The organism is Stenotrophomonas sp. YJH_SMC_106-19 (genome assembly GCF_059368375.1).
Map to the genome: position 1 here is coordinate 1,082,694 of NZ_JCAFRQ010000001.1, position 24,713 is coordinate 1,107,406.

General features: G+C 67.5%; 21 protein-coding genes. 11 read left to right on the plus strand and 10 right to left on the minus strand.

The genetic code is table 11. The features are described from left to right. The first annotated feature begins 19 nt into the window (after positions 1–19). The 4 genes from AC5P5M_RS04785 to AC5P5M_RS04800 all read left to right on the plus strand — a co-directional run bounded on the left by AC5P5M_RS04785 (position 20) and on the right by AC5P5M_RS04800 (position 3,298). On the plus strand, positions 20–820 hold the full coding sequence (locus AC5P5M_RS04785) for a c-type cytochrome (protein WP_053519864.1): 801 nt from the start codon (positions 20–22) through the stop codon (positions 818–820). A gap of 105 nt (positions 821–925) precedes the next feature. Beyond that, positions 926–1,573: a thiol:disulfide interchange protein DsbA/DsbL gene (locus AC5P5M_RS04790; RefSeq protein ID WP_053519865.1), complete on the plus strand. Its 648-nt coding sequence runs from the start codon at positions 926–928 to the stop codon at positions 1,571–1,573. Between the two features lie 106 nt (positions 1,574–1,679). Further along, complete coding sequence (locus AC5P5M_RS04795) at positions 1,680–2,507, plus strand: thiol:disulfide interchange protein DsbA/DsbL (RefSeq protein ID WP_065181743.1); 828 nt, start codon at positions 1,680–1,682, stop codon at positions 2,505–2,507. A gap of 53 nt (positions 2,508–2,560) precedes the next feature. Continuing rightward, positions 2,561–3,298: an endonuclease/exonuclease/phosphatase family protein gene (locus AC5P5M_RS04800; protein ID WP_180875876.1), complete on the plus strand. Its 738-nt coding sequence runs from the start codon at positions 2,561–2,563 to the stop codon at positions 3,296–3,298. 59 nt (positions 3,299–3,357) lie between these two features. On the opposite strand, the gene AC5P5M_RS04805 is transcribed toward AC5P5M_RS04800, so the two are convergent. Continuing rightward, complete coding sequence (locus AC5P5M_RS04805; protein WP_065181744.1) at positions 3,358–4,233, minus strand: EamA family transporter; 876 nt, start codon at positions 4,231–4,233, stop codon at positions 3,358–3,360. Positions 4,234–4,305: 72 nt separating this feature from the next. Between AC5P5M_RS04805 and AC5P5M_RS04810 the strand changes: the two genes are divergently transcribed. The 3 genes from AC5P5M_RS04810 to fhuE all read left to right on the plus strand — a co-directional run bounded on the left by AC5P5M_RS04810 (position 4,306) and on the right by fhuE (position 7,745). Continuing rightward, complete coding sequence (locus tag AC5P5M_RS04810; protein WP_065181745.1) at positions 4,306–4,779, plus strand: Lrp/AsnC family transcriptional regulator; 474 nt, start codon at positions 4,306–4,308, stop codon at positions 4,777–4,779. 37 nt (positions 4,780–4,816) lie between these two features. Continuing rightward, positions 4,817–5,386 carry a M23 family metallopeptidase gene (locus tag AC5P5M_RS04815; protein ID WP_065181746.1) on the plus strand — a complete coding sequence of 190 codons (570 nt, stop codon included), beginning with the start codon at positions 4,817–4,819 and terminating at the stop codon, positions 5,384–5,386. Positions 5,387–5,585: 199 nt separating this feature from the next. Then, a complete protein-coding gene (fhuE, locus tag AC5P5M_RS04820) occupies positions 5,586–7,745 on the plus strand; it encodes a ferric-rhodotorulic acid/ferric-coprogen receptor FhuE (protein ID WP_065181747.1) in 2,160 nt (719 codons plus the stop codon). Between the two features lie 103 nt (positions 7,746–7,848). On the opposite strand, the gene AC5P5M_RS04825 is transcribed toward fhuE, so the two are convergent. Further along, positions 7,849–10,710 carry a TonB-dependent receptor gene (locus AC5P5M_RS04825; protein ID WP_065181748.1) on the minus strand — a complete coding sequence of 954 codons (2,862 nt, stop codon included), beginning with the start codon at positions 10,708–10,710 and terminating at the stop codon, positions 7,849–7,851. Positions 10,711–11,006: 296 nt separating this feature from the next. Continuing rightward, positions 11,007–11,414, minus strand: coding sequence for an ExbD/TolR family protein (locus AC5P5M_RS04830; protein ID WP_065181749.1), 408 nt, complete (start codon positions 11,412–11,414; stop codon positions 11,007–11,009). A gap of 163 nt (positions 11,415–11,577) precedes the next feature. On the opposite strand from AC5P5M_RS04830, the gene AC5P5M_RS04835 reads away from it, so the two are divergent. Both AC5P5M_RS04835 and AC5P5M_RS04840 read left to right on the plus strand, forming a co-directional pair. Beyond that, entirely contained in the window at positions 11,578–13,551 is a 1,974-nt protein-coding gene (locus AC5P5M_RS04835) for a transglycosylase SLT domain-containing protein (protein ID WP_065181802.1), read from the plus strand. Between the two features lie 37 nt (positions 13,552–13,588). After that, positions 13,589–14,809 carry a multifunctional CCA addition/repair protein gene (locus tag AC5P5M_RS04840; RefSeq protein WP_495205619.1) on the plus strand — a complete coding sequence of 407 codons (1,221 nt, stop codon included), beginning with the start codon at positions 13,589–13,591 and terminating at the stop codon, positions 14,807–14,809. A gap of 208 nt (positions 14,810–15,017) precedes the next feature. Here the strand turns inward: AC5P5M_RS04840 and AC5P5M_RS04845 are convergent, their stop codons facing one another. Both AC5P5M_RS04845 and AC5P5M_RS04850 read right to left on the minus strand, forming a co-directional pair. Continuing rightward, a complete protein-coding gene (locus tag AC5P5M_RS04845; RefSeq protein ID WP_005411035.1) occupies positions 15,018–15,452 on the minus strand; it encodes an SseB family protein in 435 nt (144 codons plus the stop codon). A 106-nt stretch (positions 15,453–15,558) separates the two neighbouring features. Continuing rightward, positions 15,559–16,602 (minus strand): S41 family peptidase, encoded by a 1,044-nt coding sequence (locus AC5P5M_RS04850; RefSeq protein WP_065181751.1) that lies wholly within the window; start codon positions 16,600–16,602, stop codon positions 15,559–15,561. Positions 16,603–17,050: 448 nt separating this feature from the next. Between AC5P5M_RS04850 and AC5P5M_RS04855 the strand changes: the two genes are divergently transcribed. After that, entirely contained in the window at positions 17,051–17,488 is a 438-nt protein-coding gene (locus AC5P5M_RS04855) for a hypothetical protein (protein WP_065181752.1), read from the plus strand. A gap of 48 nt (positions 17,489–17,536) precedes the next feature. On the opposite strand, the gene AC5P5M_RS04860 is transcribed toward AC5P5M_RS04855, so the two are convergent. The 5 genes from AC5P5M_RS04860 to AC5P5M_RS04880 are packed head-to-tail and all read right to left on the minus strand — an operon-like array spanning position 17,537 to position 23,181. Next, on the minus strand, positions 17,537–18,604 hold the full coding sequence (locus AC5P5M_RS04860; RefSeq protein ID WP_065181753.1) for an acyltransferase family protein: 1,068 nt from the start codon (positions 18,602–18,604) through the stop codon (positions 17,537–17,539). Continuing rightward, the gene (nagA, locus tag AC5P5M_RS04865; protein WP_065181754.1) at positions 18,604–19,752 is read right to left on the minus strand and encodes an N-acetylglucosamine-6-phosphate deacetylase; all 1,149 of its coding nucleotides are present in this window, start codon (positions 19,750–19,752) and stop codon (positions 18,604–18,606) included. The genes AC5P5M_RS04860 and nagA overlap by 1 nt, the downstream gene beginning before the upstream one ends. Continuing rightward, positions 19,752–20,780, minus strand: coding sequence for an SIS domain-containing protein (locus AC5P5M_RS04870; protein WP_053519280.1), 1,029 nt, complete (start codon positions 20,778–20,780; stop codon positions 19,752–19,754). The genes nagA and AC5P5M_RS04870 overlap by 1 nt, the downstream gene beginning before the upstream one ends. Positions 20,781–20,787: 7 nt before the next feature. Next, positions 20,788–21,855: a LacI family DNA-binding transcriptional regulator gene (locus AC5P5M_RS04875; RefSeq protein ID WP_049466708.1), complete on the minus strand. Its 1,068-nt coding sequence runs from the start codon at positions 21,853–21,855 to the stop codon at positions 20,788–20,790. Positions 21,856–21,894: 39 nt separating this feature from the next. Continuing rightward, positions 21,895–23,181: a sugar MFS transporter gene (locus tag AC5P5M_RS04880; RefSeq protein ID WP_495205620.1), complete on the minus strand. Its 1,287-nt coding sequence runs from the start codon at positions 23,179–23,181 to the stop codon at positions 21,895–21,897. Positions 23,182–23,556: 375 nt separating this feature from the next. On the opposite strand from AC5P5M_RS04880, the gene AC5P5M_RS04885 reads away from it, so the two are divergent. After that, on the plus strand, positions 23,557–24,573 hold the full coding sequence (locus tag AC5P5M_RS04885) for a glucokinase family protein (protein ID WP_053519284.1): 1,017 nt from the start codon (positions 23,557–23,559) through the stop codon (positions 24,571–24,573). Positions 24,574–24,713 lie beyond the last annotated feature (140 nt).

Genomic DNA, 24,713 nt, shown 5'->3' on the forward strand with positions numbered 1-24,713 from the left:
GTCCATACGGAGCTTTAGCATGCGCCACGCTCGCGTTCTTGCCGTATCCGCCCTTGCCACTGCTGTCGTTGTTGCCGCCGCTGCGTTCGCGCAGACCACGTTGACCCCGCTGCCCGACAACGGGCCGATCAACACCGCCTCGCTGGAGGTGGATTTCAGCAAGACGACCTGGGGCGATGCCAAGGCTGGCCAGGGCAAGGCTGCGGCCTGCGCGGCCTGCCATGGTGCCGACGGCAATTCCACGGTCGAGATGTACCCGTCCATCGCCGGCCAGAGCGAGCGCTATGTCGCCCAGCAGATGGCCCTGATCGCCAACGGCCAGCGCAGCTCCGGTGCGGCAGTGGCGATGGTGCCGTTCGTGCAGAACCTCACCCCGCAGGACATGCGCGACATCGGCGCGTTCTTCGCCACGCAGAAGGCCACCGCCGGCATCGCCGACGACACCGAGGTGACCGAAGGCCCCTACAAGGGCATGAAGTTCTACCAGATCGGCCAGCAGCTGTACCGCGGCGGCGACGCGTCGCGCGGGCTGCCGGCCTGCATGGCCTGTCACGGCCCCAGCGGCGCCGGCAACCCGGGCCCGGCCTACCCGCATATCGGTGGCCAGCACGCCAGCTATGTCGCGCGCCGCCTGCAGGAGTACCAGGCCGGGCAGACCAACGAAACCGACAAGGCACACTTCCAGATCATGGCCGCGGTGGCACAGAAGCTGACCGAACAGGAAGTGCAGGCGCTGTCCAGCTACCTGCAGGGCCTGCACAACCGGGCCGACGACGTGGCCACCGAAGCCACGCCGGCACGACCGGCCGCCGCCCCCTGACCGCCACTGGTCGGCCCGGGCCGCCACCGCGGCCCGCGCCTGCGGTATGTTTCCTTCACGCCGGCGACTGCGCCGGCGTTGCTTTTTTAACGGAGATGCGTGTCGATGAGGTTGATTCCCCGCCTGCTGTTGTCCCTGCTGGTGCTGCTGCCGATGGCCGCCAGTGCCGCCCCTGCCGCAGCCCCGCTGGTCGAAGGTCGCGACTACGAGCGCATCGCCCAGGCCGGTCCGTTCCAGCCGCTCGCCGGCAAGATCGAAGTGGTCGAGGTGTTCGGCTACACCTGCCCGCACTGCGCGCGTTTCGAACCACAGCTGGAAGCCTGGGCGGCCAAGCTGCCGGCGGATGTGCGCTTCACTCCGGTGCCGGCGGCGTTCGGGGGCGCCTGGGATGCCTGGGCGCTGGCCTATTACGCCGCCGAAGAAGTCGGCGTCGCCAAGCGCAGCCATGCGGCCGTGTTCAAGGCTCTGCACGAGCAGGGCACCCTGCCGATGCAGAATGTCTCGGCCGATGAGCTCGCCACCTTCTACAAGGCGTACGGCGTGGCGCCCGAGCGTTACACCCAGGCCCTGCGGGGCGACGCCGTGCAGAAGAAGGTCGACGCGGCGCGGGCATTCGCCCAGCGCACCCGCATCCCCGGTACCCCGGCGCTGATCATCAACGGCCAGTATCTGGTCCGCGGCAACAGCTTCGACGACCAGCTGCGCATTGCCTCGGCGCTGATCGCCCAGGTCCGCGCCAACCGCGGCCGCTGAACCAACGCCCACTCCCGACACGGCGCTGTCGCCGCCGCGTGTCATCATTTCCCCCTGGCCGGCGCCCGCCGCCGGCCCCACCATTCCAGATGCTGGAGACGCTTCCATGAAGATCCGCTACGCCCTCGCACTCGCAGCGCTGCTGCCGATCCTGGCGGCCTGCAAGGCCGACGACGGCACCGCCAACACCTCCGCCGCCCCGGCCGAGCCGACCACCGCCCCAGCCAGCACCGAGCCCGCTGCGGCACCGGCCACTGACAACGCAGGCGCGGCCCCGGCAGCCGAAGGCGAGAAGGCCGCCGAAGCCGCTCCGGCGGCCGCTCCGGCCCCGACCACCACCGCGCTGACCGGTCCGGCGCCGGTGGCCGGTGAGGACTACCAGGAAATTCCGAACGGCCAGCCCTTCCAGCCGGTTGCCGGCAAGGTCGAAGTGGTCGAGATCTTTGGCTACGTCTGCCCGGCCTGCGCCGCCTTCCAGCCGCTGGTCGGCCCGTGGAAAGCCGGTCTGCCGGGCGACGTGAACTTCGTCTACGTGCCCGCCATGTTCGGCGGCACCTGGGACGACTACGCCCGTGCCTTCTATGCCGCGCAGACGCTGGGCGTGCAGGAGAAGACCCACGAGGCGCTGTACGCCGCCATCCACTCGCAGAAGACCCTGAAGGGCGAACGCGGCCGTGATTCGGTCGAGGACATCGCCAAGTTCTACGCCGGCTACGGCGTCGATCCGAAGCAGTTCGCCGCCACCATGGGCAGCTTCGCGGTGAATGCCAAGACCAACTCGGCCAAGCAGTTCGCGCAGCGCAGCCAGATCAGCGGCACCCCGTCGATCATCGTCAATGGCAAGTACCTGGTGAAGGGCAAGAGCTTCCCGGACATGCTGCGCATCGCCGACCACCTGATCGCCCGCGAGCGCGGTGCGGCCCAGGCTCACTGATCCAAGAGAAGCTGTCCCCGGCCGTGAATTCCCCCTCTACACGGACCCTGCGTCTGCTGACGGCCAACATCCAGGCCGGCTCCAGTACCCGCCGCTACAGCGACTATGTGACCCGCAGCTGGTCACATGCGCTGCCGGCGGGTCGCAAGCGCAGCAGTCTTGATGCGATTGCCACACTGGCGCGTGGGCACGACATCGTTGGCCTGCAGGAAGCCGATCCAGGCAGCCTGCGTTCGGGCTTCACCAACCAGACCCACTACCTGGCCCAGCGTGCCGGCTTCAACTACTGGAGCCACCAGCCGAACCGGCGCATGGGCGGGGTGGCATCCAGTGCCAACGGCCTGCTGAGCAAACTGGAGCCGGTGGAGGTGCAGGACCACGCCCTGCCCGGCCGCATCGGCGGGCGTGGCGTGCTGCTGGCCAGGTTCGGTGATGGCAGGGACGGCCTGGCCGTGGCCGTGGCCCACCTCTCGCTGGGTGCCGGCTCGCGGATGGCACAGCTCGGTTTCATCGCCGAGCTGCTGTCCGACCACCCCAACGCCGTGCTGATGGGTGACTTCAACTGCCTGGCCGAACGACCGGAAATGCAGGTGCTGTACCAGAAGACCCGGCTGCAGCCTCCAGGCTGCATCGTGCCGACGTTCCCCAGCTGGCGCCCGGACCGCGCCATCGACCACATCCTGGTCAGCAGCAGCCTGCAGACCCGCGCGGTCGAAGCCGTACCGGCGGCCTTCTCGGACCATCTGGCGCTGGCCATGGCCATCGACGTACCGGCCAGCGCCCTGCGCTGATCGGTAGCGCCGGGCCATGCCCGGCGATCGGAACCCAATCCGCCGGGCATGGCCCGGCGCTACCCCGCCTGCAATGCCGGCGCCTTCGACCGCCGCGCCGTCATCGTGCTCCCCACCGAAGCCACCACGGTGCAGCCGATCGCCAGCCACTGCAGTCCATGCAGGTGTTCGTGCAGCAACAGCATCGCCCACAGCGCGGCCACCGCCGGCTCCATGCTGATCAGGATGCCAAAGGTTTCCTTCGGCAGGCGCTTGAGCGCCACCATCTCCAGCGACATCGGAATCGCACTGGACACCAGTGCCACCAGCAGGCCCGCCAGCAGGATCTTCGGATCGAGCAGGGCCGCGCCGGCATGGATCAGCCCGACCGGCACCACCACCAGCGACGCCGCCAGCAGGCCCAGCGACACCGAATGGCCGGCATGCAGGTGGCCGGCGCGCTTGCCGAACACGATGTACAGGCCCCAGCACGCCGCCGCACCCAGTGCATACAGCACGCCCACCGGGTCCAGTGCCGCCGCACCGCCCAGCGGCAACAGCAGGAGCAGGCCGACCACTGCGCATCCCACCCACAGGAAATCGATCGGGCGCCGTGACGACAGCATCGCCACGGTCAACGGCCCGGTGAACTCGATGGCCACCGCGATGCCGAACGGGATCGTGCGGATGGCCATGTAGAACAGCAGGTTCATCAGGCCCAGCGTGAGCCCGTAGCGCAGGATGGTGATCGCATCCGCGCGGCGGGTCTTCCAGCGCCAGGGTCGCCAGAACAGCAGCAGCAACAGTGCGGAGAAGCCCACGCGCAGCGCGCTGGTGCCCTGCGCGCCGATCAGCGGGAACAGGTGCTTTGCATAGGACGTGCCAACGGACAGCGCCGTTACCGAGCCGAGCACCGCCAGCGCCGGCAACATCGGCGCGAATCGTGAAGTCTGCATGCGTCCAGTCTATTGCGTCGACGGCGAGCACTTGGCTCAATTACTGGCCCGTCCATGCAACTTCTGCTCACCATGGCCACTGCCCCCGTGCTGGACAGCTTCGACCGCGCCATCCTCACCCTGCTGCAGCGGGACAACACGCTGCCACAGCGGGAGATCGCCGAAGCCGTGCACCTGTCGACGCCGGCGGTGCAGCGACGGATCAGGCGTCTGCAGGACAGCGGTGTGATCGCGGCCAATGTGGCCGTGGTGGCGGCGGCGCGGATCGGCCGACCGCTGACCCTCATCGTCGAGGTGCGCATGGTCAGCGAGCAGCGTGATCGCGTGGCGCCGTTCAAGCAGCGCGTGCAGGACGACCCGGCGGTGCAGCAGTGCTATGCCATCACCGGTGACGGCGATTTCCTGCTGGTGCTTTCGGCCACCTCGATGGAGGAATACGACGCCATCAGCGAGCGGCTGTTCGGTGGCGACGACAACATCGAACGATTCCGCACCGCGGTGGCACTGTCCACGCTGAAGCGCAGTTTCGAAGTCCCCCTGCAATGAACCGGCCTCGACACCCACCGCGCCATACTGGCGCGGCATGAATCCTTCGCCCCGCACACCCTCCACGTCTTCCGCCCGCCTGCTGCGCCGTTGGCTGCTGCGTGCGTTCCTGCTGGTCGTCACCGTCGTTGCCGCCCTGTCCGTCTGGAACAGCCGCTGGGCCGAAGCGCCGAAGATGCTGTGGTCATTGGCCCGGATGCCACCGGCCACCGAGCTGCCGGTACCGGTGGACGGCGTGCGGCCGGGCCAGATCGCCGATACCTTCGGCGCGCCGCGCGGGCGCGACCGCAGCCATGCCGGCATCGACATCTTCGCCGCGCGGGGTACCCCGGTCCGCAGCGCGACCCCGGGCGTGGTTGCCGAGGTGCGGGAAGGCGGCCTCGGCGGCCGTCAGGTCTGGGTGATGGGCCCCGGCCGCGAGCGCTACTACTACGCCCATCTGGAGAGCTGGGCCGCTGGCCTCGCCCGCGGCCAGGTCGTAGCCGCGGGCGATCTGCTCGGCCACGTCGGCGACAGCGGCAACGCCAAGGGCACCCCGCCGCACCTGCACTGGGGCATCTACGGCGCAGACGGCGCACGGGATCCTCTGCCACTGCTGCGCCGCTAAGCCGCCGGACGGCGATCTCCCGCAGCAGCCTGACGATCCGGCGCTGCGCGCCCCTGTTCATGATTTGTAAATAGGAATAGTTCGTATTAACATTCCTTTCGATTGCAGCGTCGCCAGGAAGGCGCGCCCGCCTCTCCCCTACCCTTAGCGCCTCGCCTCCTGGATGTCGGCCGAACGCGCATGCTCGTCCAGGAATCCCATGAACCGTCCTGCATTCCGTATCCCGCAGCCTCAGCGGCTGTCCGTTGCCGTGCTCGCCGCACTCTGCGCCATCGCCCCGACCGCCTTCGCAGAAACTGCCACCGATGCGACCACCCTCGACAAGGTGGTGGTCAAGGGCGAGCGCGCGGAGGGCTACTCGGTGCGCCGCACCTCGGCCGGTACCCGCTTCGACCTGACGCCGCGCGAGATTCCGCAGTCGGTCAGCATCATCAGCCATCAGCGCATCGAAGATCAGAACCTGGACGACATCATCGACGTGCTGGCCAACACTACCGGTGTGACCAGCACGCAATCGGACAGCGAGCGCACCGAGTTCTATGCGCGCGGCTTCTACATCGACAGTTACCAGTTCGATGGCCTGCCCACGCAGATGGTGCAGAACTGGAGCTACGGCGATTCCGGCCTGGACCTCGCCCTGTATGACCGCGTGGAGGTGGTGCGCGGCGCCACCGGCCTGCTCAGTGGCGCAGGCAACCCGTCCGCCTCGGTGAACCTGATCCGCAAGCATGCCGACAGCGCCGAGCTGGCCGGCAGCGTATCGGTGAACGTCGGCAGCTGGGGCCGTACCCGTACCACCGTGGACGTGGGCAGCGCGCTGAACGCCAGCGGCACCGTGCGTGGCCGGGTGATCGGCAGCTACCTCGACACCGACGCGCAGATGGACCGCTACAACCAGCACAAGACGCTGGGCTACGCGGTGATCGACGCCGACCTGACTCCGGACACGCAGTTGAGCGTGGGCTACGACTACCAGCAGAAGCGCGCCAATGGTGCGACCTGGGGCGGCTTCCCGATGCTGTTCTCCGACGGCTCGGCCACCGGCTACGACGAATCGTTCAACGCCAGTCCGAACTGGACCTACTGGGACACCACCAGCAAGCGCGCGTTCGCCACCCTGCAGCATGCCTTCAGCAATGGCTGGAAGTTCAAGGTCGGTGCGACCCACGATGAGACCAAGGCCGACGACAAGCTGTTCTACCCGGCGTACAACGACTGGACCAGTGGTGCCTCGTTCTTCGACAGGACCACCGGCACCGGCATTTCGCCGTCGGCCGGCTTCTACAACACCGAGCGCAAGGTCAACGCAGTCGATGGCTATGTCGACGGCCCGTTCCGGCTGTTCGGCCGCGAGCACCAGTTCATGGCCGGCCTGAGCTACAACAAGCGCGAGTACGCCAACTACGGCGACTACCAGATTGGCGGCCCCGGCCAGAGCTGGGACCCGTTCACCAGCTACCTTGGCTGGACCGGCGACATCTCCGAGCCGAACTGGAACCCGCTGGCGCTGGCCAGCGAAGGCACCATCACCCAGAAGGCCGGTTACATGGCCACGCGCCTGTCGCTGGCCGACCCGCTGAAGCTCATCGTCGGCGCACGCTACACCGACTGGAAGAGTGAAGGCGAAGGTGCGGACCGCTCGCACAAGGTCACCACGCCCTATGCCGGCCTGGTATTGGACATCAACGATACCTTCTCCACCTACGCCGCCTATACCGAGATCTTCCAGCCGCAGACACTGAAGGACCGCAACGGCAGCTACCTCGATCCGGTCGATGGCAAGAGCTACGAAGTGGGCGTCAAGGGCGCGTGGTTCGACAACCGCCTCAATGCTTCGCTGGCGGTGTTCCGCATCGAGCAGGACAACGTGGGCCAGGCCACCGGTGAGCCGGTGCAGGGCAGCCAGAACGAATTCGCCTACCGCGCCGCGCGCGGCACGGTCAGCCGCGGCTTCGAATTCGAACTGAACGGCGAGCTGGCCCCGGGCTGGAACGCGACCTTCGGTGCCTCGCGTTACGTGGCCAAGGATGCCAACGATGCCGACATCAACACCAACCTGCCGCAGACTGCGCTGAAGCTGTTCACCAGCTACACGCCGCAGTCGCTGCAGGCACTGACGGTCGGCGGTGGGGCAAACTGGCAGAACCGCATCTACTATGCGGTGCCGGCCTACGGCCGCATCGAGCAGAACGGCTATGCCCTGGTCAGCGCCTTCGTGCGCTACCGCATCTCGCCGGAGTTCAGCGTGCAGGCCAACCTCAACAACCTGCTGGACAAGCAGTACCTCTCGCAGATCAACGGCTACGGTGCGTACGGCGATGGCCGCAACGGCTCGCTGACGTTCACCTGGTCGTTCTGATCAGCTGCAGGGCGCAACCGCCCCGCTCCTGTAGCGCCGAGCATGGGCTCGGCGCTACACCCGCAAGGCAGCGCCGGAGTGTCCGGCGCTGCCCCTCATCACATCAGAACCGCAGGTCCGCGCGCATGTACCAGTAGCGGCCACGCGGAATGTCATAGGTCGACGCGTCATAGCCGTTCAGCGAGCACGACAGGCAGATCGGCGGATCCTTGTCGAACACGTTGTTCAGGCCAGCGGTCAGCTGCAGTCCCTTCATCCAGTCGATCCTGTAACCCACCTGCAGATCATGGAAGGTGGTCGCCGAGAGCGTGTTGGTGCCCGCCACCTGGTTGCTGCACACCGGGAACGCCACGGCGTCGCCACAGTCTTCGGTCAACTCGGAGATGTGCCGCACCGTCCAGTTCGCGCTCCAGTTGTCCAGTGTCCAGCCGATGCTGGCGTTGCTGGTCCATTCCGGAATCGAGCTGTCGGCCACTTCCACGCCCGGCTTCTGTGGCTGCCGCTGGCCGGCCGCACCGGTGGCCTCGTAACGACCGACGAAGGTGTTCTTCCAGCCCAGCTTGAACTGGCCGATCGAGGTCTGCGGCAGGGTCCAGAACAGGTCCACGTCCCAGCCATCGGTCTTGATCGAACCCAGGTTGGTCAGTCGGTTGTTGAAGCTGCTGACCGCGCCGGTGCTGGCACGGGTGATGCCATCGCAGTACACCGGATCCAGCGTATCCACACACAGGTCCAGCTGGGTCTGCGCGTTGATCGCCTGGATCGCGCCATCGATGTTGTGGCGGTAGAACGTCACTTCCACGTCGAAGCGCTCCGACCAGGAGGTGTTGTTGCCGAACCACGGGCTCCAGACGAATCCGGCACTGAAGCTGCGTGAACGCTCCGGTTCCAGCTCGCGGTTGCCGCCGGTGGTCACCGAGATCTGCGAGTTGGCCTGCTGGAAGCCGGCCGGCACGCCCAGCGCGGCACAGTTGGCGGCGCTGCCACGCGGCGGCGTGCCGCCCAGGCCGATCGAGCACGGATCGAACAGCTGCAGGTCCGCGCGCGCGGCCGATCCGTACAGTTCGCCGATCGACGGCGCGCGGAAGCCTTCGGCATAGGTGGTGCGCAGCACGAAGTCATCGGTCACCTGCCAGCGCAGGCCGTACTTGGGCGTGAACTCACCACCGAAGGTGGAGTAATCCGAGTAGCGGCCTGCCAGACTCAGGTCGAGCTTCTTGCCCAGTGCCGAATCGGCGAAGATCGGCACGCTCAGTTCCAGGTAGGCTTCATTGACGTCGTACGAGCCGGACGTCGGCTGCGACGGCACGCCGTTGTAGTGACCGATCACCGTCAACGGGTCGGGCTGGTACCAGCCTTCGTACTTGCGGTACTCGTAACCGGTGGCGAAGGACAACGGGCCGGCCGGCAGGTTGAACAGATCGCTGGACAGATTGGCGGTGAACAGACTCAGCTCGTTCTGGCTGCGGTCGCGTACCACCGGCTGGATCCAGCGCAGCATGTCCGGGGTGATGGAACCGGCACCGCCGAAGATGTTCAGCGGCACGCAGCCCGGCGTCGCCGCACATGCGGCAGGATCGCCCAGCGCCAGGTTGACGTTGTAGATGTTGTAGCTACCGTAGTTGGTCTGTTCGGCCTTGTTCTTGCTGTACATGCCGTTGACGTCCCAGAACCAGCTGCGGTCGGCCGCCTGGAAGTTGCCGACCAGGCCGGTGGCGAAGTACGTGGTGTTGACCTCCTGCTCGAACACGCGCGCGCCACCTTCCACCGGGCGGCGGCCGACCAGGCTCATGTTGCCGGACGACACCAGGTCGAAGCCGAACGGGTTGTAGGGATTGAGCGCCGAGATGGTGATGTTGTCGGCCAGCGGATTGCCGGTGGCGCCATCGGGGCCGAAGAACAGCGGCTCGGGGCCAGCCTGGTTGGTCGACTCGCGACGGTTGCCCAGTGCCTTGACGTACCACTGCACGTTGTCGGTGATGTCAAAGCGGAACTGACCGAAGAGGCCCTTCCGCTCCGACGGCGTCAGCACCATGTTGTACTCGGCGAAGTTGAAACGGTCAGCGCTGGTGAAGCAGTGGTAGTCGTCAGTGCGGTTGCAGCCGGCACTGCCGTCATAGCGTGGATTGCTCACGCCGGTGTTGGGCACGATGTTCTGCTGCGCGCCCGTGTTGGGGTCGACGAAGGCGAAGCGGCCCTGCGGAATGGCACCGCTGCCGAAGGCCAGGCCGGTACCGGGAATCGGGAAGCGCGACTGTTCACGGTCCTTCGCATACACCGGATCCTGCTTGGTCCAACTGGCGCCGAGGAACAGACTGAAGCGATCACCGCTCTTGCCCCAGGCCAGGTCCACGCCCTTCTGCGTGCCGTCGCCCTTGCTGTATTCGCCGTAGTTCAGGGTCACCTGGCCGCCATCGAAATCACGGCGGGTGATGATGTTGACCACGCCGGCGATGGCATCGGAGCCATACAGCGACGACGCGCCGTCTTCCAGCACTTCGATGCGCTCGACGATGGCCAGCGGAATGGTATTGAGATCGGTCGCGGCGCCGACACCCGACGCCGATGACTCATTGACCCAGCGGATGCCATCGACCAGCACCAGCACGCGCTTGGCCCCCAGGTGGCGCAGATCGACCTGCGCCGAACCCGCACCGACGCCGCTGCCATCCGGGGGGAAGCCGAAATTGCCGGACGAATTGAACTTGGCATTGAGCGCCGAACCGGAGCCGGTGAGCTGCTGCAGCACTTCGCCGATCGAACTCAGGCCGGTGCGCTCGATGTCGCCGCGCGTCAGGGTCTGGATCGGAACCTGGCCCTCCACTTCAGCGCGCTTGATGCGGGTACCGGTGACCTCGACCGCGTCCAGGTTGGTGGTGGACTGTGCGGCGGCGCCCAGCGGTGCCAGGGCCGTCACGCACAGGGCGACGGCAACCGCCAGGGGGCGGTGGTGCAGGTGATTCATTCGCTCTCTCTCCAAAGGAATGTCGGGACATTGGCTGCCGTACGCCCCTCCTGCATGGCGGCAGCGTCTCCTTTGTAAACAAGTAGTCAAAATCACGGCGTGATGACCGACACCCTTTCACGCGGGCTTGACGCGATTGACGGGCAATCGCATCAGATAGCGACAGATTGTGTGTCGTGTTCCAGCCTTGGCGCGCTGACCACGCGCCTGTTGCGACAGCAGGTGCCGGCATCCGCGGAGTGCTCCAAAGCACTCTTGGTGGAGGGGCTGTCCATCGACAGCCCCTCATCCGCTGCTCAGCGCACGAAGGCAATGCGCTCCATGCCGGTGGCCTCGGCCGCCGCCAGGATCCGTGCCATCCCTTCGTACTCGGCCGCCGGATCGGTCGCGATGCGCAGCTCCGGCAGGTTGCCGGCGTACTTACCCGCCTGCGCCTGCAGGCGCGACTGCAGATCGGCAATGGCCAGAGGCTGGCCGTTCCAGCTGAGCTGGTTGGCTGCATCCAGACGCAGTTCGATCGGCGGCGGCGGGTCCGGCCGGGCGACCATGCGATCGGTCGCCTGCGGCAACTGCACTGCGATCGGCCGGGCCACGATCGGTGCGGTCACGATGAAGATGATCAACAGCACCAGCATCACATCCACCAATGGCGTGACATTGATCTCCGCCAGCGGGCCATTCCTTCCTGCGCTACTGAACGCCATGTGCCGCTCCCTGCAGCCGGGCGGTTCGCCCGGCTCTGACGTTACGCCGGCATCCCGCCGTTGCGGCAGAGGCTGCATGCACCTGCATTCAGCCGCCGTTGCCTTTGTCTGGCGTGCACGCGATGCGAAACTGAATTCAGCCAGTGCCCGCTATGCTGGCGCCATGACCCGACGCTCTTCGACCGCCCTGTCCCTGCTCCCGCTGGCCTCCCTGCTGCTGATCGGCTGCGCCGGTGCCCAGTCCCTCGATGCCCAGAACGCGCAGCTCAAAGCCGCCATCGCAGCTGCCGAACGCGGCCAGTTCGATCCCGGCCAGGCCGCCGCGCTCAGCCGCCATCCGGCCTATGGCTGGCTGGAGTACGCCAATCTGCGGCGCAACATCGACACGGTCGACACTGCGCAGGCGCAGGCCTTCCTCAAGCGTTACGAGGGCCAGGCCGTGGCCACCACCTTCCGCAGCGTGTGGCTGCCTTCGGTGGCACGCCGGCAGGACTGGCCCACCCTGCTCGCCAACTGGGCGCCTACCGACAATCTGGGCCTGCGCTGCGCGCAGTTGACCGCGCGACAGGTGACCAGCGGTGTGGATCCGCAATGGATCAGCGACGCCCAGGAGCTGTGGCGCCGGAACGGCAAGTCACTGCCCGACGGCTGCGATGCGGTGTTCGCCGTGCTGCAGGCCCAGGGGGGCCTGAGCGACGCACTGCGCTGGGAGCGCATCGACGCGGCCGCCGACGCGCAGCAGCCGGCGGTGATGCGCAGCGCCGCGCGCGGACTGCCGGCTGCCGACCTGGCGCTGGCCAACACCTATGCTGCGTTCGTCGACAAGCCCAATGCCAGCGCACTGAACTGGCCGCGCAATGATCGCAGCCGGCGCATCGCCACCGATGGCCTGGTCAAGCTGGCCAAGGCCGATCCGGATGCCACCGAGCAGCAGCTGCCGCAGTACGCGCAGGCCCTGGGCCTGAGTGCCGAGCAGCAGGCCCAGGTGCGCTACCAGATCGCGCTGTGGACGGTTGCCTCCTACCTGCCTGATTCCGCGCGGCGCCTCAATGCAGTCCCCGACGCCGCCTACGACGAGCGCCTGCATGAATGGCGCGTGCGCGAAGCGATGTCGCGTGGCGACTGGCCGGCGACCCTGGCGGCCATCCGCAAGATGGGGCCGAAACAGCGCAATGATCCACGCTGGCGCTATTACGAAGGACGCATGCTGGAGAAGACCGGGCAGGCACAGCAGGCACAGTCGCTGTTCCGGGAGGCCGCGCGCACGCCCACCTTCCACGGCTTCCTCGCGGCCGACAAGCTGCAGCAGGGCTACACGCTGTGCCCCTGGAAACCCAACGACAGCGAACAAGCCAAGGCCGCAGTGGCTCGCGATCCTGCCATCCAGCGCGCAGTGGCGTTGTTCCAGATCGATCGCGCCGGCTGGGCGGTGGCCGAATGGAACAGCGCGCTGTCGCGCTTCGATGACACCCAGCGCCGACTGGCGGTGCGGGTGGCCCAGGACAATGGCTGGTTCGACCGCGCGGTGTTCTCCCTCGGCAAGCAGCCGCAGGAGCAGCGCCTGTATGACCTGCGCTTCCCCCTGCACCATGACGCCACGATCCGCCGCGAATCGGCGCGCAATGCCATCGACCCGGCCTGGGTCGCTGCGGAAATCCGCGCCGAAAGCATCTTCACTCCGCGCGCGCGCTCGCCTGCCAATGCGATGGGCCTGATGCAGGTGCTGCCGGCCACCGGTGCCGCCGTGGCGAAGTCCATCGGCCTGACCGGCTACGGCGGTGCCGACAGCCTCTACGACCCCGACACCAACATCGCCATCGGCACCGCCTACCTGCGCCAGCTGATGAACAAGTACGACGGCCTGCCCTATGTGACCATCGCCGCCTACAACGCCGGTCCGACGCCTACGGCACGCTGGCAGAGCCAGCGCCCCGGTTTCGATCCCGACCTGTGGATCGAGACGATCAGCTACAAGGAAACGCGCGAGTACGTCGCGCGCGTGCTGGCCTTCAGCGTGATCTACGACTGGCGCCTCAACGGTGACGCCCTGCCGCTGAGCGACCGCCTGATGGGACGCCTGGTCGACAAGCGCAAGAGCTTCAGCTGTCCGGCGGACGCGGGTCAGGGCGGCGACTGATTCGGCTCTGCGCGCCGGGCATGCCATCATCCCCGCCATGAAGATCTATCTTGTCGGCGGCGCCGTGCGCGACCGCCTGCTGCAGCGTCCCGCCGGCGACCGCGACTGGGTGGTGGTCGGTGCCACGCCCGCGCAGATGGAAGCGCAGGGCTTCAGCGCCGTGGGGCGGGACTTCCCGGTGTTCCTGCATCCGCAGACCGGTGAGGAATACGCTCTGGCCCGCACCGAGCGCAAATCTGGCCGCGGTTATCGCGGTTTCGTGGTCGATGCCGATCCGGCGGTCACGCTGGAAGAGGACCTGCAGCGCCGCGACTTCACCATCAATGCCATTGCCTGCGACGAAGACAGCGGTGCGCTGGTCGATCCTTACGGCGGCGTGCGTGACATCGAGCAGCGCGTGCTGCGCCACGTCGGTCCTGCCTTCGTTGAAGATCCATTGCGCGTGCTGCGCGCGGCCCGCTTCATGGCCCGCTTTGCCCCGCTGGGGTTCACCGTTGCCCCCGAAACCATGGCGCTGATGCGCGAGGTCGCTGCCAGCAGTGAGCTCGACGCGCTGGTACCAGAGCGCGTCTGGCAGGAACTACGAAGGGCGCTGGCAAGCGAACGGCCTTCGGCGTTCCTGCGCACCCTGCACGAGGCGCACGCACTGGGCCCGGTCCTGCCCGAGCTGGAAGCGCTGTATGGCGTTCCGCAGCGTGCCGAGTTCCACCCGGAAATCGACACCGGCCTGCACCAGGAGATGGTCAGCGACATGGCAGCGGCACTGGCCCCGGGCGATGACCTGGTCGGCTTCGCCGCGCTCACCCACGATCTCGGCAAGGGCCTCACCCCGCCAGAGGAATGGCCGCGCCACATCATGCACGAGCAGCGCGGCATCACGCCATTGAAGGCGCTGTGCGCCCGCTTGAAGGTCCCCATCGAACACCAGCAGCTGGCAGAAGCGGTCTGCCGCGAGCACTTGAACGTGCACCGCATCGACGAGCTCCGCGATGCCACCGTGCTGGAACTGCTCGGTCGCTGCGACGCGCTGCGCCGGCCCGAACGCATCGCGCGCATCGCAGTGTGCTGCGAGGCCGACAAGCGCGGACGGCTGGGATTCGAGGACAGTGACTACCCGCAGGGCGAAACGCTCAAGCGCCTGCATCAGGCGGCGCTATCGGTACAGGCACGGGATCTGGATACGACGCACTTGAAAGGCCCGGCGATTGGTGAAGCATTGGCCAGGGCGCGGGTGAAGGCGATTGCGGCGGCACGCTGACGCTGGAGTGGGGGCTGAGGTGCCTTGAAGCTGGTCCATGCCAGGCGTTTGGCTGGAAGACCCCACGCCGAGACTCACGCACAGCAATGCCAATTCTCTGTCGATGAAAACCTCAAAGTGATCGTCGAATCACTTCTCAGCGGCAAACCCGGTCCTTATGCGACACCACATGTGAGCGCATCCGGATCTACCACCGGCATCGGTGTGGTCAGTGCGCCATGCCCCGCGTGATCGCAGCAGCGCGCTGCTTCAACTGCGCCACGGCATCGGGAATCATCTCCATGCCCACGTCCAGGCCGGGGTTCAGCACCAGGCCGACACCGTCGCCGATTCCGGCCAGCAGCGCATGCACCGCGATCGGCATGGCATGCGCGAACTGCGGCAGCTGTTCGTGCCACAGGCCGGCACGCTCGGGGGCGGTGAACACCGCGAACATCGGCTCGCCACTCTCGCTGGTCAGCACCAGGGGCGAGATGCTCTCATCCCATGCGCCGTCTTCGCCGATGGCCTTGTCCAGCAGCACGAACGCCGTCGAGGTCAGCAGCCCATCGAGGAACTGCGACGCGGTCAGCGTGCCATCCTGGGCCTGCAGCAGGCGCACCTCGAGGTCGTTGAGGGGTTCGAACGGGGTGTCGTGGTCCATGGTCGCTTCCGCTACGTGATTGCAGGAGAGACTTTAACAGGCCGGGCCCTCGAGCGATGAACCGGTGTCAGCGGCGCCTCCCACGGCTCACCTTCCTGCGTGCAGATCAACGCCCCGAGCAGGCGGGCTGGGCCAGCAGCCAGTCCTGCGCGGCCTGCAGACCGGACGCTCCGGGGGCGGTGGGCTGATCCGGCTGCAGCTGGCGACCGTCACCCTGCCCCTGGCGGTCGGTCATGATATTGACGGTCAGCAGCAGCATGCTGCCATCCACCAGGGGCACGGGTTGATTGCCGGTGGAATAGCCTGCACTGGGCTGGCCGAAACTGCGGCTGCCGGGCTGGCCGCGGAAGGCCAGCGCCACGGCCTCGCCCGAACTGGCGGTACGGGGGCCGAACACCACCGCAACCGGTGCGGAACCGCCGCGCAGCACATAGGCCGCCTGGCGCGAGCGAAGCCGCGAATTCGCGCCATCCAGGACCTCTCCGTCGCGTTGTCGCCACGGCCGTTGCCCTTCGGCGCTGCGGAAGCCGCCGATCACGGCCCCTTCCTTATCCGGGGTGCCCTGCAACAACGGCAGCAGGCCCAGCAGCATGGGCCACATGTTGCCGCCGCCATTGCCGGACAGATCCACCACCCAGCCGCACCGCGTGCCGTCATCCAGGGTCACGATGCGGTGCTGCAGCGCCAGCGCGTAGGTTCTGCGAGCGTCATACCGTGCTTGCTCGCCCGCCTGAGGATCGTCCAGGAACGGGCTCACCTGCAGTACACCGACGCGCGCATCTGCCTGCCACGGCATTGGCGACGCCGCATCCTGGCCGGCCTTCAAGCGTTGCGCACGCCCGGAACGCTGGCGTTGCAGGCTGGGCGGAATCCAGCGGCCATGGCCGCCCGTGCTGCGGGTAGCGGCGTCATCCAGCAATTGGCGCCGGCCAGCATCATCGGTTGCGGCGGCCAGCGTCGCGCGTACACCGGCCCAATCGACACGGTCGCGATACAGCGCGCGCGCCTCCAGCAGCTGCAGCATCTGCACCTGCGCCTCCGGTGAGGGCAGTTCAACCGCGGATGCCGAGGCCGTTGCGGCCATCGTCTGCGCAGCCCAAAGCACGACCACCGTCGCACCCGCGCGCCGCACTCCGTTGCAGATCTGCATACGACGTTCCTTGCCGTTGAGTCAGGCGCCCAGCATAGCGGGTTGATGATCGGCACGGCCATCGCGCAGGTTGTCGCATCTGGACTGGCTGGCAGCGCAGGCATTGCGCGATGCCGACACAGCGCTCCGGGCGCGAGGAAGGCAGCCGATACGAACACACACATTGCAACTTTGCCCATGTCATCGCGCTGTAGACCGCGCGACGGTGGCATCTGCCAGCGCCCCCGTGCTGGCCGGGATTGGCGTCCCGAATGAAGCTTTTCAGCGGCGGGCTTGCGACAACATCGCGGGCCCGAATAGTGCACCCTCCGTCGTTCTGCGGCGGGCGGTGCGTGGGGATCTCCGGATCCGCCGGCTTTTTCTCCGTTGAAAAGCTTCACCGGCACGCCAACCCGCACCGCCCGCCACCTTGCGTCCTGCAGGTGGACTTGCCTGAGAGGTTGCTGCCATGACCCTGCCCCATCCCACCCATCCCCGCCTGCACGCGCTGCTGGGCGACGCCCTGCCTGGGCTGCGGCTGCCCGCCGCTGCCGCCGACATCCTGGAAGATGCGCTGGCCGCAGCCCACGAGAACGTGCCGCAGCCTGCATTCTTCGCCCGGTTACGCAGCATCGCGCGCGGCGACGGTGCCAACGGCCAACCTTGGCCCGAAACGCGGATCACGGAAGCGAGGGCGCGTGATCTGGCCGGCGCTACGCGCTGCCTGGCCGCAGTGTCTTCCTGCGCAGGACTGCTGCTGGCCGCGCAGGCGGCGCGGGAGATGGACGATGCCCGAGCGCACTGCCCGCCGCAGGTGGAAGAAGGGCTGCTGCACGCGGTACAGGTGCTGGCCGATCACGCGGGGGCGCTGGTGGAGCCCGCAGCGGCAGTCCCCGGCCAGCAATGAGCCGAGCTGGCCCTGCTCCACCGCAGGTGCGTCCATACCCCGGCGCTGTCAGATCTTGAGATAGATCCTGCGCCGGTCCAGCCACCACGCGACGCCCCACCACAGGGTGACGAAGGCCAGGGCCTGCAGCATCGACGCCAGCTCCAGCGCACCCGGCATCGCCGCCGCCAGCTGCTGCCAGACCCAGCCCCAGGCGCCGGTTGCCAACAATGCCACCGACATCACTGAGGCCCCCAGGTACGCGGTGATCGCGTTGACCCCAAAACGACGGCCCCACGCGGGCCAGCCCTTCTGGTCGATCAGCACATGCGCCAGCCACAGGGCCAGCGCCGCAAGACCTCCGGTCCACAGCACGTAGCTGGGCGTCCACAGCTGCTTGTTCAACGGCAGCACAATGGCAAGCAGCAGGCCCAGCACTGCCGTTGCGGCGCCCAATCCTGCCAGCGCCACAGCGCGACCTCTGCGCAGCAGTGCGCCGGCCAGCAGGCCCAGGGTGGTGCTGGCCAGCGCGCCCAGCGTGCTCAGCAGCCCTTCCGGGTCATGCCCAAGCCCGGTATCGGCGTGCCACTGGTAGATCCACGGGGCGAACAGAGCGGTATCCAGACGGCTGGCCGGGTTGGTCCATGGCGACAGATCACCGAGGCCGAGCAGCAGCACTGTATAGCCCACCAGCAGCCCGACAAGCACTCCGACCTGCACGTGCAGCCGCGCATACACCGCCAGCAGGCCAACCAGCGCCGCACACACCGCGATGCGTTGCAGCACGCCCCAGATGCGGAAGTGATGCGTATCCAGCGCCCACCAGATCAGCAGATGCAACAACGCGCCGGCTACCAGGATGCGCAGCGCGCGCTCCAGCACGCCACGCGCCAGTGTGGGTCGCACCGACGCATCGAGCGCGCGCGGTGCCACGCTGAAGGCCATCGACACGCCGACCAGGAACAGGAAGAACGGGAACACCAGATCGGTGGGCGTGCAGCCATGCCAGTCCGAATGACGCAGCGGTGCGAACACCGCACTCCAGTCGCCCGGGTTGTTGACCAGCAGCATCGCCGCCACGGTGATGCCGCGCAGGGCATCGATCGAGCCCAGGCGCGCTGACGGCGCAGCACTCATCAGGCGGCCTCGTACTGTCCGGCAATCCAGGTGCCCCGCACCTGCAGGGCATCGTCCAGCAGCACCAGGTCGGCCTGGTAACCCTCGGCGATGTGGCCCAGCCGGTCGTCCACATTGAGGAACTGCGCCGGATAGGTCGAGGCCATGCGCGCCGCTTCGGCAAGCGGCTGGCCGAGCATCTGCACGGTGTTGCGCACGGCCGTGGCCATGTCCAGTGCCGAGCCGGCCAGCGCGCCAGCTGCGTTGCGCACCACCCCATCGACGGCAGTGATGGTCTCGCCATACAGCACATAGGTGGGATCATCGGCGCCGACCGGCGGCATCGCATCGGTCACCAGCAGCAGGCGACCGCGTGGCTTGGCCGCCAGCGCTACCCGCAGGCTGGCCGGATGCACGTGCACGCCGTCGACGATGATGCCGATCCAGCTGTCGCGATCTTCCAGCGCGGCACCCACCGCACCCGGCTCCCGGCCCTGCAGCGGCGACATCGCGTTGTACAGATGGGTGAAGCCGCGCACACCGGCATCCAGGCCGGCGCGGATCTCTTCGTACGTTCCAGCGGTATGTCCAGCCGCGACGATCACCCCGCGCTCCACCAGCGCGCGGATCGACTCCAGCGGTACCCGTTCCGGCGCAAGGGTGAGCAGGGTCACGCCATTGTCCAGCGAGGCGGCCAGCGCGATCTCCTCCGCATCGGGCACGCGGAACTTGCTGGCGTCGTGGGTGCCCTTCCGTGCCGGGGCGATGTACGGCCCTTCCAGATGGATGCCGATGACACCGGGTACGCCTTGAGCGATGGCTTCGCGCAAGGCGGCGATCGCCTCGCGCATCACCGCCACGTCATCACTGATCAGCGTCGGCAGCATCGCGGTGGTGCCGAAACGGCGGTGCGCCTGCGCGATGGTGCGCAGGGCCGCCACGTCCGGCGTGTTGTTGAACAGCGCGCCGCCACCGCCATTGACCTGCACGTCGATGAAACCCGGCAGCAGCCAGCCGCCGCCGAGATCGACCTGCTCGGCCGCCTGGCCCACCTGCGGCGCGGCATCGGGGAGCAGCGCGCTGATCTTCCCGTCCTCGATGAGCACTGCCAGGTCATCGCGGAAATCATCCCCGACCAGGATGCGGGCATTGCGCAGCACGGTTGCCATCACACGGTCTCCGTGACCTTGTTCAGATGCGGCGGCAGGTCCGGGTTGAACCCGCGGCGCAGCGCCAGCGCATTGATCGCACGGTAGAAACTCTGCACGGTGAGCAGCGGAGCGCACAACGGATGCGGCGCGGCAGCCACCGGCAGGTTGCCTGCGGCGCCGGCCATCCATACCTGCGCACCACGCGCTGAGAACTCCTCCACCACGGCACGTGTGCCCGCGCCGGTCTCATCGGGCTGGGCGAAAGCCAGCACCGGGAAGCCGCGGCCGACCAGCGCCATCGGGCCATGCTTGACCTCGGCCGAGCTGTAGGCCTCGGCATGCAGACTGCAGGTTTCCTTGAACTTCAGCGCCGCTTCCTGCGCCGCGCCAAGCCCAAGCCCACGCCCGAGCACGAACAGGTTGGTGGCGTCCACCAGGCCATCGGCCAGCGCCGTCCAATCGCACTGCCATGCCTCGCGCAACGCATCAGGCAGCAACTCCAGCGCAGCGCGCAGGCCACTGTCCTGCTTCCAGTACGTGGCCAGCTGCAGCAGTGCCGCAAGCGACGCCAGGTAGCTCTTGGTCGCGGCCACACTCTTCTCCGGGCCCGCATGCAGCGGAATCACCGTGTCGGCCAGCTGCGCCAACGGCGAATCCTCGACATTGACCAGTGCGACCACGCGCGCACCGGCGGCCTTGGCCGCTTCGGCATTGCGCAGCAGATCCGGACTCTTGCCCGACTGCGAGATGACGATGAACAGTGCACCGCGCAGCTGCAGCGGCGCGGCATACACCGAGCCCACAGACGGCGAGGCGGAGGCGACCACCAGGCCCAGCTGGGTTTCCAGCAGGTACTTGCCATAGGTGGCGGCATGATCGGAGCTGCCGCGCGCGCAGGTGACCACGAACGGGGGTGGCGCGGCGCGCAGGCTGGCAGCCAGCGTCTCCATCGTGGCGTGGTTGCGCGAGAACTGGCGGGCGACGACGTCGGCCGCTTCAGCGGCTTCGGCGAACATCAGGGTGGAGGTGGGGTCGGACAGCGACATGGCGGGCTCAGGCAGGATCGGAAGGGAGTGGGCGGGCGCCGGCGGGACGCATCGGCGCAGTCGACCCGCGCACTACCAGCTGCGGCACGAAGCCCTGGTTGTGCAGCGGTGCAGGCGCGTCGTCATAGGCATCGCTGCGCAGCTGCGCGATCAGCAGGCGCGCGGCGTGGCGTGCGATGTCCTCGGTGGCCTGCTTGGCGGTGGTCAACGGCGGCCAGGACTGGCGCGAGAACGGGCTGTCCTCGAAGCCGGCAATGGACAGGTCGTAGGGCACGTTCATCCCCGCCGATTTGGCAGCGGCCAGCACGCCCGCAGCGATTTCATCGTTGGAACCGAAGATGGCGGTGGGCGGTTCGCGCAGCGCCAGCAGGCGGCGCGCGCCCCGGAAACCGTCGTCGAAGGTGTAGTCGCCCTGCACCACAAGATGCTTGTCCACGGTCATGCCGTAGTCCTTCAGCGCCGCTTCGTAGCCGGCATAACGTTCGCCGGAAGAGCGGTGCGAACTGCCCCCCCACAGGAAGCCGATGCGCTGATGGCCCAGCTGGATCAGATGCTCGGTGATCTCGTAGGCCGCTTCGCGGTCGTCGACGAACACGCAGGCTCCGTCCGCCGGGTCCTCGGTCGCCGCGATGATGCGCACCAGCTTGATGCCACGTGCGGTCAGCGCCTGCACCAGATCGCGGCGCTCGGACATCGGTGCGGTCAGCACCAGGCCGGCCAGGCGCGAGCGCTGTACCCAGTCGGCCAGTTCATCGGCCAACAGGGGCGAGCTCGAGTCGCAGGGATGGATCTGCAGGCCGAAGCCGGTCTCCCGGCACGCGGCCAGCACGCCGTTCTGCACGCCGATGATGTGGTACGGGTTGGGGTTGTCGTAGACCAGCCCGATCACGAAAGTGGTCCCGCTGCGCAGGTTGCGCGCGGACGGATCGGGCTCGTAGTCGAGCTCGGCGATCGCCCGCAGCACCCGCGCACGGGTGGCCTGCATCACGGAGGGCTCGTTGTTGATCACCCGCGAGACGGTCTTCAGAGAGACCTTGGCCTTCTCCGCGACGTCCTTGATGGTCGCTCTGCGCATGGGTTTTCCCTGGGGTTGGCTGCCGTCCATCATCGCCTATCAGCGCTCCTGCGGCAGGCCGGCGCGGTGGCCGATGACCGAGTAGAACAGGATGTACAGGTAGCACGGCACCATCAGCAGCACGAACACCAGCTGGAAATCGATGTGCTGCTTGAGCACGGCGAACAACTGCGGAATGATCGCGCCACCGGCGATACCCATCACCAGCAGCGCCGAGCCGGTCTCGGTGAAACGGCCCAGGCCACGGATCGCCAGCGGGAAGATGGCCGGCCACATCATTGCGTTGGCAAAGCCCAGCAGGGCCACGAAGGCCACCGAAACGTAGCCGTGGGTGGCCCAAGCACCGAGGCAGAACACCACGCCCAGTACCGCCGAAACGGTCAGGTAGCGCGACTGCGAAACCACCCGGGGAATCAGCAGCAGGCCCACCACGTAGCCAGCCAGCATCGCCGCCAGGGTCAACGAGGTGAACATCTTGGTCTGGTCCAGCGGCAGGTCGAAGCCGTGGCCATAGGTACCGATGGCATCACCGGCCATCACTTCCACGCCGACATACACGAACAGGCAGAGCACGCCCAGCCACAGGTGCGGGAACTGGAAGATGCTGCTGCGCTCGGCTGCGCCGACGGCCATCGGGGTGGCGTTGGCCTCGGAGGACTTGATCTCCGGCAGCGGCGAGAACAATACGGCGACGGCCAGCAGCACCAGCAGGCCGGCCATCGCCAGGTACGGCGCATGGATCTTGGCGGCGAACTCATTGAGCAGGGCTACCTTGGTGACCGCGTCGGCCGCCTGTACCTGCTTGTCCAGGTCACCGATGCCATGCAGCACCAGGGTGCCGATCAGCACCGGCGCCAGCATGCCGGCGATCTTGTTGCAGATGCCCATCAGCGCGATGCGACGCGCTGCGGTCTCGATCGGGCCGAGGATGGAGATGTAGGGATTGATCGCCGTCTGCAGCAGGGCCAGGCCGCTGCCGATCACGAACAGCCCGCCCAGCGCGCCGGGGTACCAGCGCTGCGTCGCGAATTCACCGAAGAGTGCCGCGCCGCCGGCCATCACCAGCAGGCTCAGGCTGAGGCCCTTCTTCATGCCGGTGCGCCGCAGGATCCACGACGACGGCAGGGCCAGGAAGAAATAGGACAGGTAGAACACCATCAGCACCAGGAAGGCGCCGACCTCGCTGAGCTCGAAGGCCAGCTTGACGAAGGTGATCAGCGGGCCGTTGAGCCAGGTGAAGAAACCGATCAGGAAGAACAGGACGCCGACGATGGCGATGGAGGTGGCCACGTTCGGGCGCGCGCTTGCAGCGGGGACGGCGGACATCAGGAGGGCTCCTGCGGCGACGGTCGCAGAACGCGGCGTCGGAGAGTGGCTGGGAACAACGTTGTCACATTCTTTCGATGGACAACGGCGGTTTGTCAACTTCCCTGCGCGGGGCAGCGCAGGCCATGCTGCATCGCGCAACCGCCGCGTGCGGTCGCGTGCTGAATGCGCTGGAGCCGTTGAGCCCCGTGCAGCAAGGGCTACGGCGTGAAGGCGCTGATCACGCCATGGAAACGTTTACCGCACACCCCATTCGTTGCGCCGCAGCAACGAAAGTGTCACGAACTCGTTGACATCGTTGTCAGCGGGGTTACAGACTCCGCCCAACAGCCGGCCTCACCCTCGGATCCGGCCCCCTCTTCAGCAGGAGCCCGCGTGACCGCCAGCCATCCCGCCCCGGCCCATGTCCTGTCCCGCGTCGCGCCCTCGTTCCTGGCCGCCGACGTCGGCGGCACCCATGTGCGTGTCGCCCGGGTCCAGGCCAGCGGCGATGCCGCCCATCCGGTGCAGGTGCTGGAATACCGCAAGTATCGCAATGCCGACCACGCCGGCCTGAGTGCGATCCTGTCCGACTTCCTGGGCGACGGCCCGCGCCCGGCGCATTGCGTGGTGGCCACGGCCGGTTATGCGCGCGAAGACGGGACGGTCATCACTGCCAACGTGCCCTGGCCGCTGTCCGCGCGGCAGATCGAGGCCGACGTCGGCGTACAGCAGGTCCACATCGTCAACGACTTCGAAGCGGTGGCCTATGCCGCGGCACAGGTCGACGCCAGCGGCGTCCTGCACCTGTGTGGGCCGGAAAGCGCCCCGCGCGGACCGACCCTGGTGGTCGGTCCGGGTACGGGCCTGGGTGCGGCACTGTGGATCCCGACCGCCCATGGCCCGGTCGTGCTGGCTACCGAAGCCGGGCAACCTACGCTGGCCGCCAGCACCGAACTGGAAATGGCCATCGTCCGCCACATGCAGCGCGAGCGCGCTCACGTGTCGATCGAGCACGCAATCTCCGGCCCCGGCCTGATGAACCTGTACCGCGCGGTGTGCGCCCTGCAGGGACAGCAGCCCACCCTGGCCAGTCCGGACGCGGTCACCGCCGCGGCGATGGCCGGCACTGATGCGCACGCACGCAAGGCGCTGGATGTGTTCTGCGGCCTGCTCGGCAGCACCATCGGCGACATGGCCCTGTTCTACGGCGCCCATGGGGGCGTCTATCTGGCCGGCGGCATCCTGCCGCAGATCCGCGAGTACCTGCGCACCAGCACCTTCGTCGAGCGCTACCTGCAGAAGGGGCCGATGGGCGAAGCACTGGCACGCATCCCGGTGAAGGTGGTCGAGCACGGCCAGCTGGGCGTGGTCGGTGCTGCCAGCTGGTACCTGCAGCAGTCGGCCGCCTGACACCGCAACAGGCTTCAACGCAATCGCAGCACGCAGTACGTGGCACGCCAATGCACGGGACATCGCCGCCGCCCCGCGCACGTCAACGCAACCGCAACCGAACACCGCCGCCGGCACCCAATCGAGTGATGAGGAGAGAC

Coding starts and splice junctions, on each gene's coding strand:
- AC5P5M_RS04785 (WP_053519864.1), top strand. CDS start 20: ATGCGCCACGCTCGCGTTCTTGCCGTATCCGCCCTTGCCACTGCTGTC.
- AC5P5M_RS04790 (WP_053519865.1), top strand. CDS start 926: ATGAGGTTGATTCCCCGCCTGCTGTTGTCCCTGCTGGTGCTGCTGCCG.
- AC5P5M_RS04795 (WP_065181743.1), top strand. CDS start 1,680: ATGAAGATCCGCTACGCCCTCGCACTCGCAGCGCTGCTGCCGATCCTG.
- AC5P5M_RS04805 (WP_065181744.1), bottom strand. CDS start 4,233: ATGCAGACTTCACGATTCGCGCCGATGTTGCCGGCGCTGGCGGTGCTC.
- AC5P5M_RS04810 (WP_065181745.1), top strand. CDS start 4,306: ATGGCCACTGCCCCCGTGCTGGACAGCTTCGACCGCGCCATCCTCACC.
- AC5P5M_RS04815 (WP_065181746.1), top strand. CDS start 4,817: ATGAATCCTTCGCCCCGCACACCCTCCACGTCTTCCGCCCGCCTGCTG.
- fhuE (WP_065181747.1), top strand. CDS start 5,586: ATGAACCGTCCTGCATTCCGTATCCCGCAGCCTCAGCGGCTGTCCGTT.
- AC5P5M_RS04825 (WP_065181748.1), bottom strand. CDS start 10,710: ATGAATCACCTGCACCACCGCCCCCTGGCGGTTGCCGTCGCCCTGTGC.
- AC5P5M_RS04830 (WP_065181749.1), bottom strand. CDS start 11,414: ATGGCGTTCAGTAGCGCAGGAAGGAATGGCCCGCTGGCGGAGATCAAT.
- AC5P5M_RS04835 (WP_065181802.1), top strand. CDS start 11,578: ATGACCCGACGCTCTTCGACCGCCCTGTCCCTGCTCCCGCTGGCCTCC.
- AC5P5M_RS04840 (WP_495205619.1), top strand. CDS start 13,589: ATGAAGATCTATCTTGTCGGCGGCGCCGTGCGCGACCGCCTGCTGCAG.
- AC5P5M_RS04845 (WP_005411035.1), bottom strand. CDS start 15,452: ATGGACCACGACACCCCGTTCGAACCCCTCAACGACCTCGAGGTGCGC.
- AC5P5M_RS04850 (WP_065181751.1), bottom strand. CDS start 16,602: ATGCAGATCTGCAACGGAGTGCGGCGCGCGGGTGCGACGGTGGTCGTG.
- AC5P5M_RS04855 (WP_065181752.1), top strand. CDS start 17,051: ATGACCCTGCCCCATCCCACCCATCCCCGCCTGCACGCGCTGCTGGGC.
- AC5P5M_RS04860 (WP_065181753.1), bottom strand. CDS start 18,604: ATGAGTGCTGCGCCGTCAGCGCGCCTGGGCTCGATCGATGCCCTGCGC.
- nagA (WP_065181754.1), bottom strand. CDS start 19,752: ATGGCAACCGTGCTGCGCAATGCCCGCATCCTGGTCGGGGATGATTTC.
- AC5P5M_RS04870 (WP_053519280.1), bottom strand. CDS start 20,780: ATGTCGCTGTCCGACCCCACCTCCACCCTGATGTTCGCCGAAGCCGCT.
- AC5P5M_RS04875 (WP_049466708.1), bottom strand. CDS start 21,855: ATGCGCAGAGCGACCATCAAGGACGTCGCGGAGAAGGCCAAGGTCTCT.
- AC5P5M_RS04880 (WP_495205620.1), bottom strand. CDS start 23,181: ATGTCCGCCGTCCCCGCTGCAAGCGCGCGCCCGAACGTGGCCACCTCC.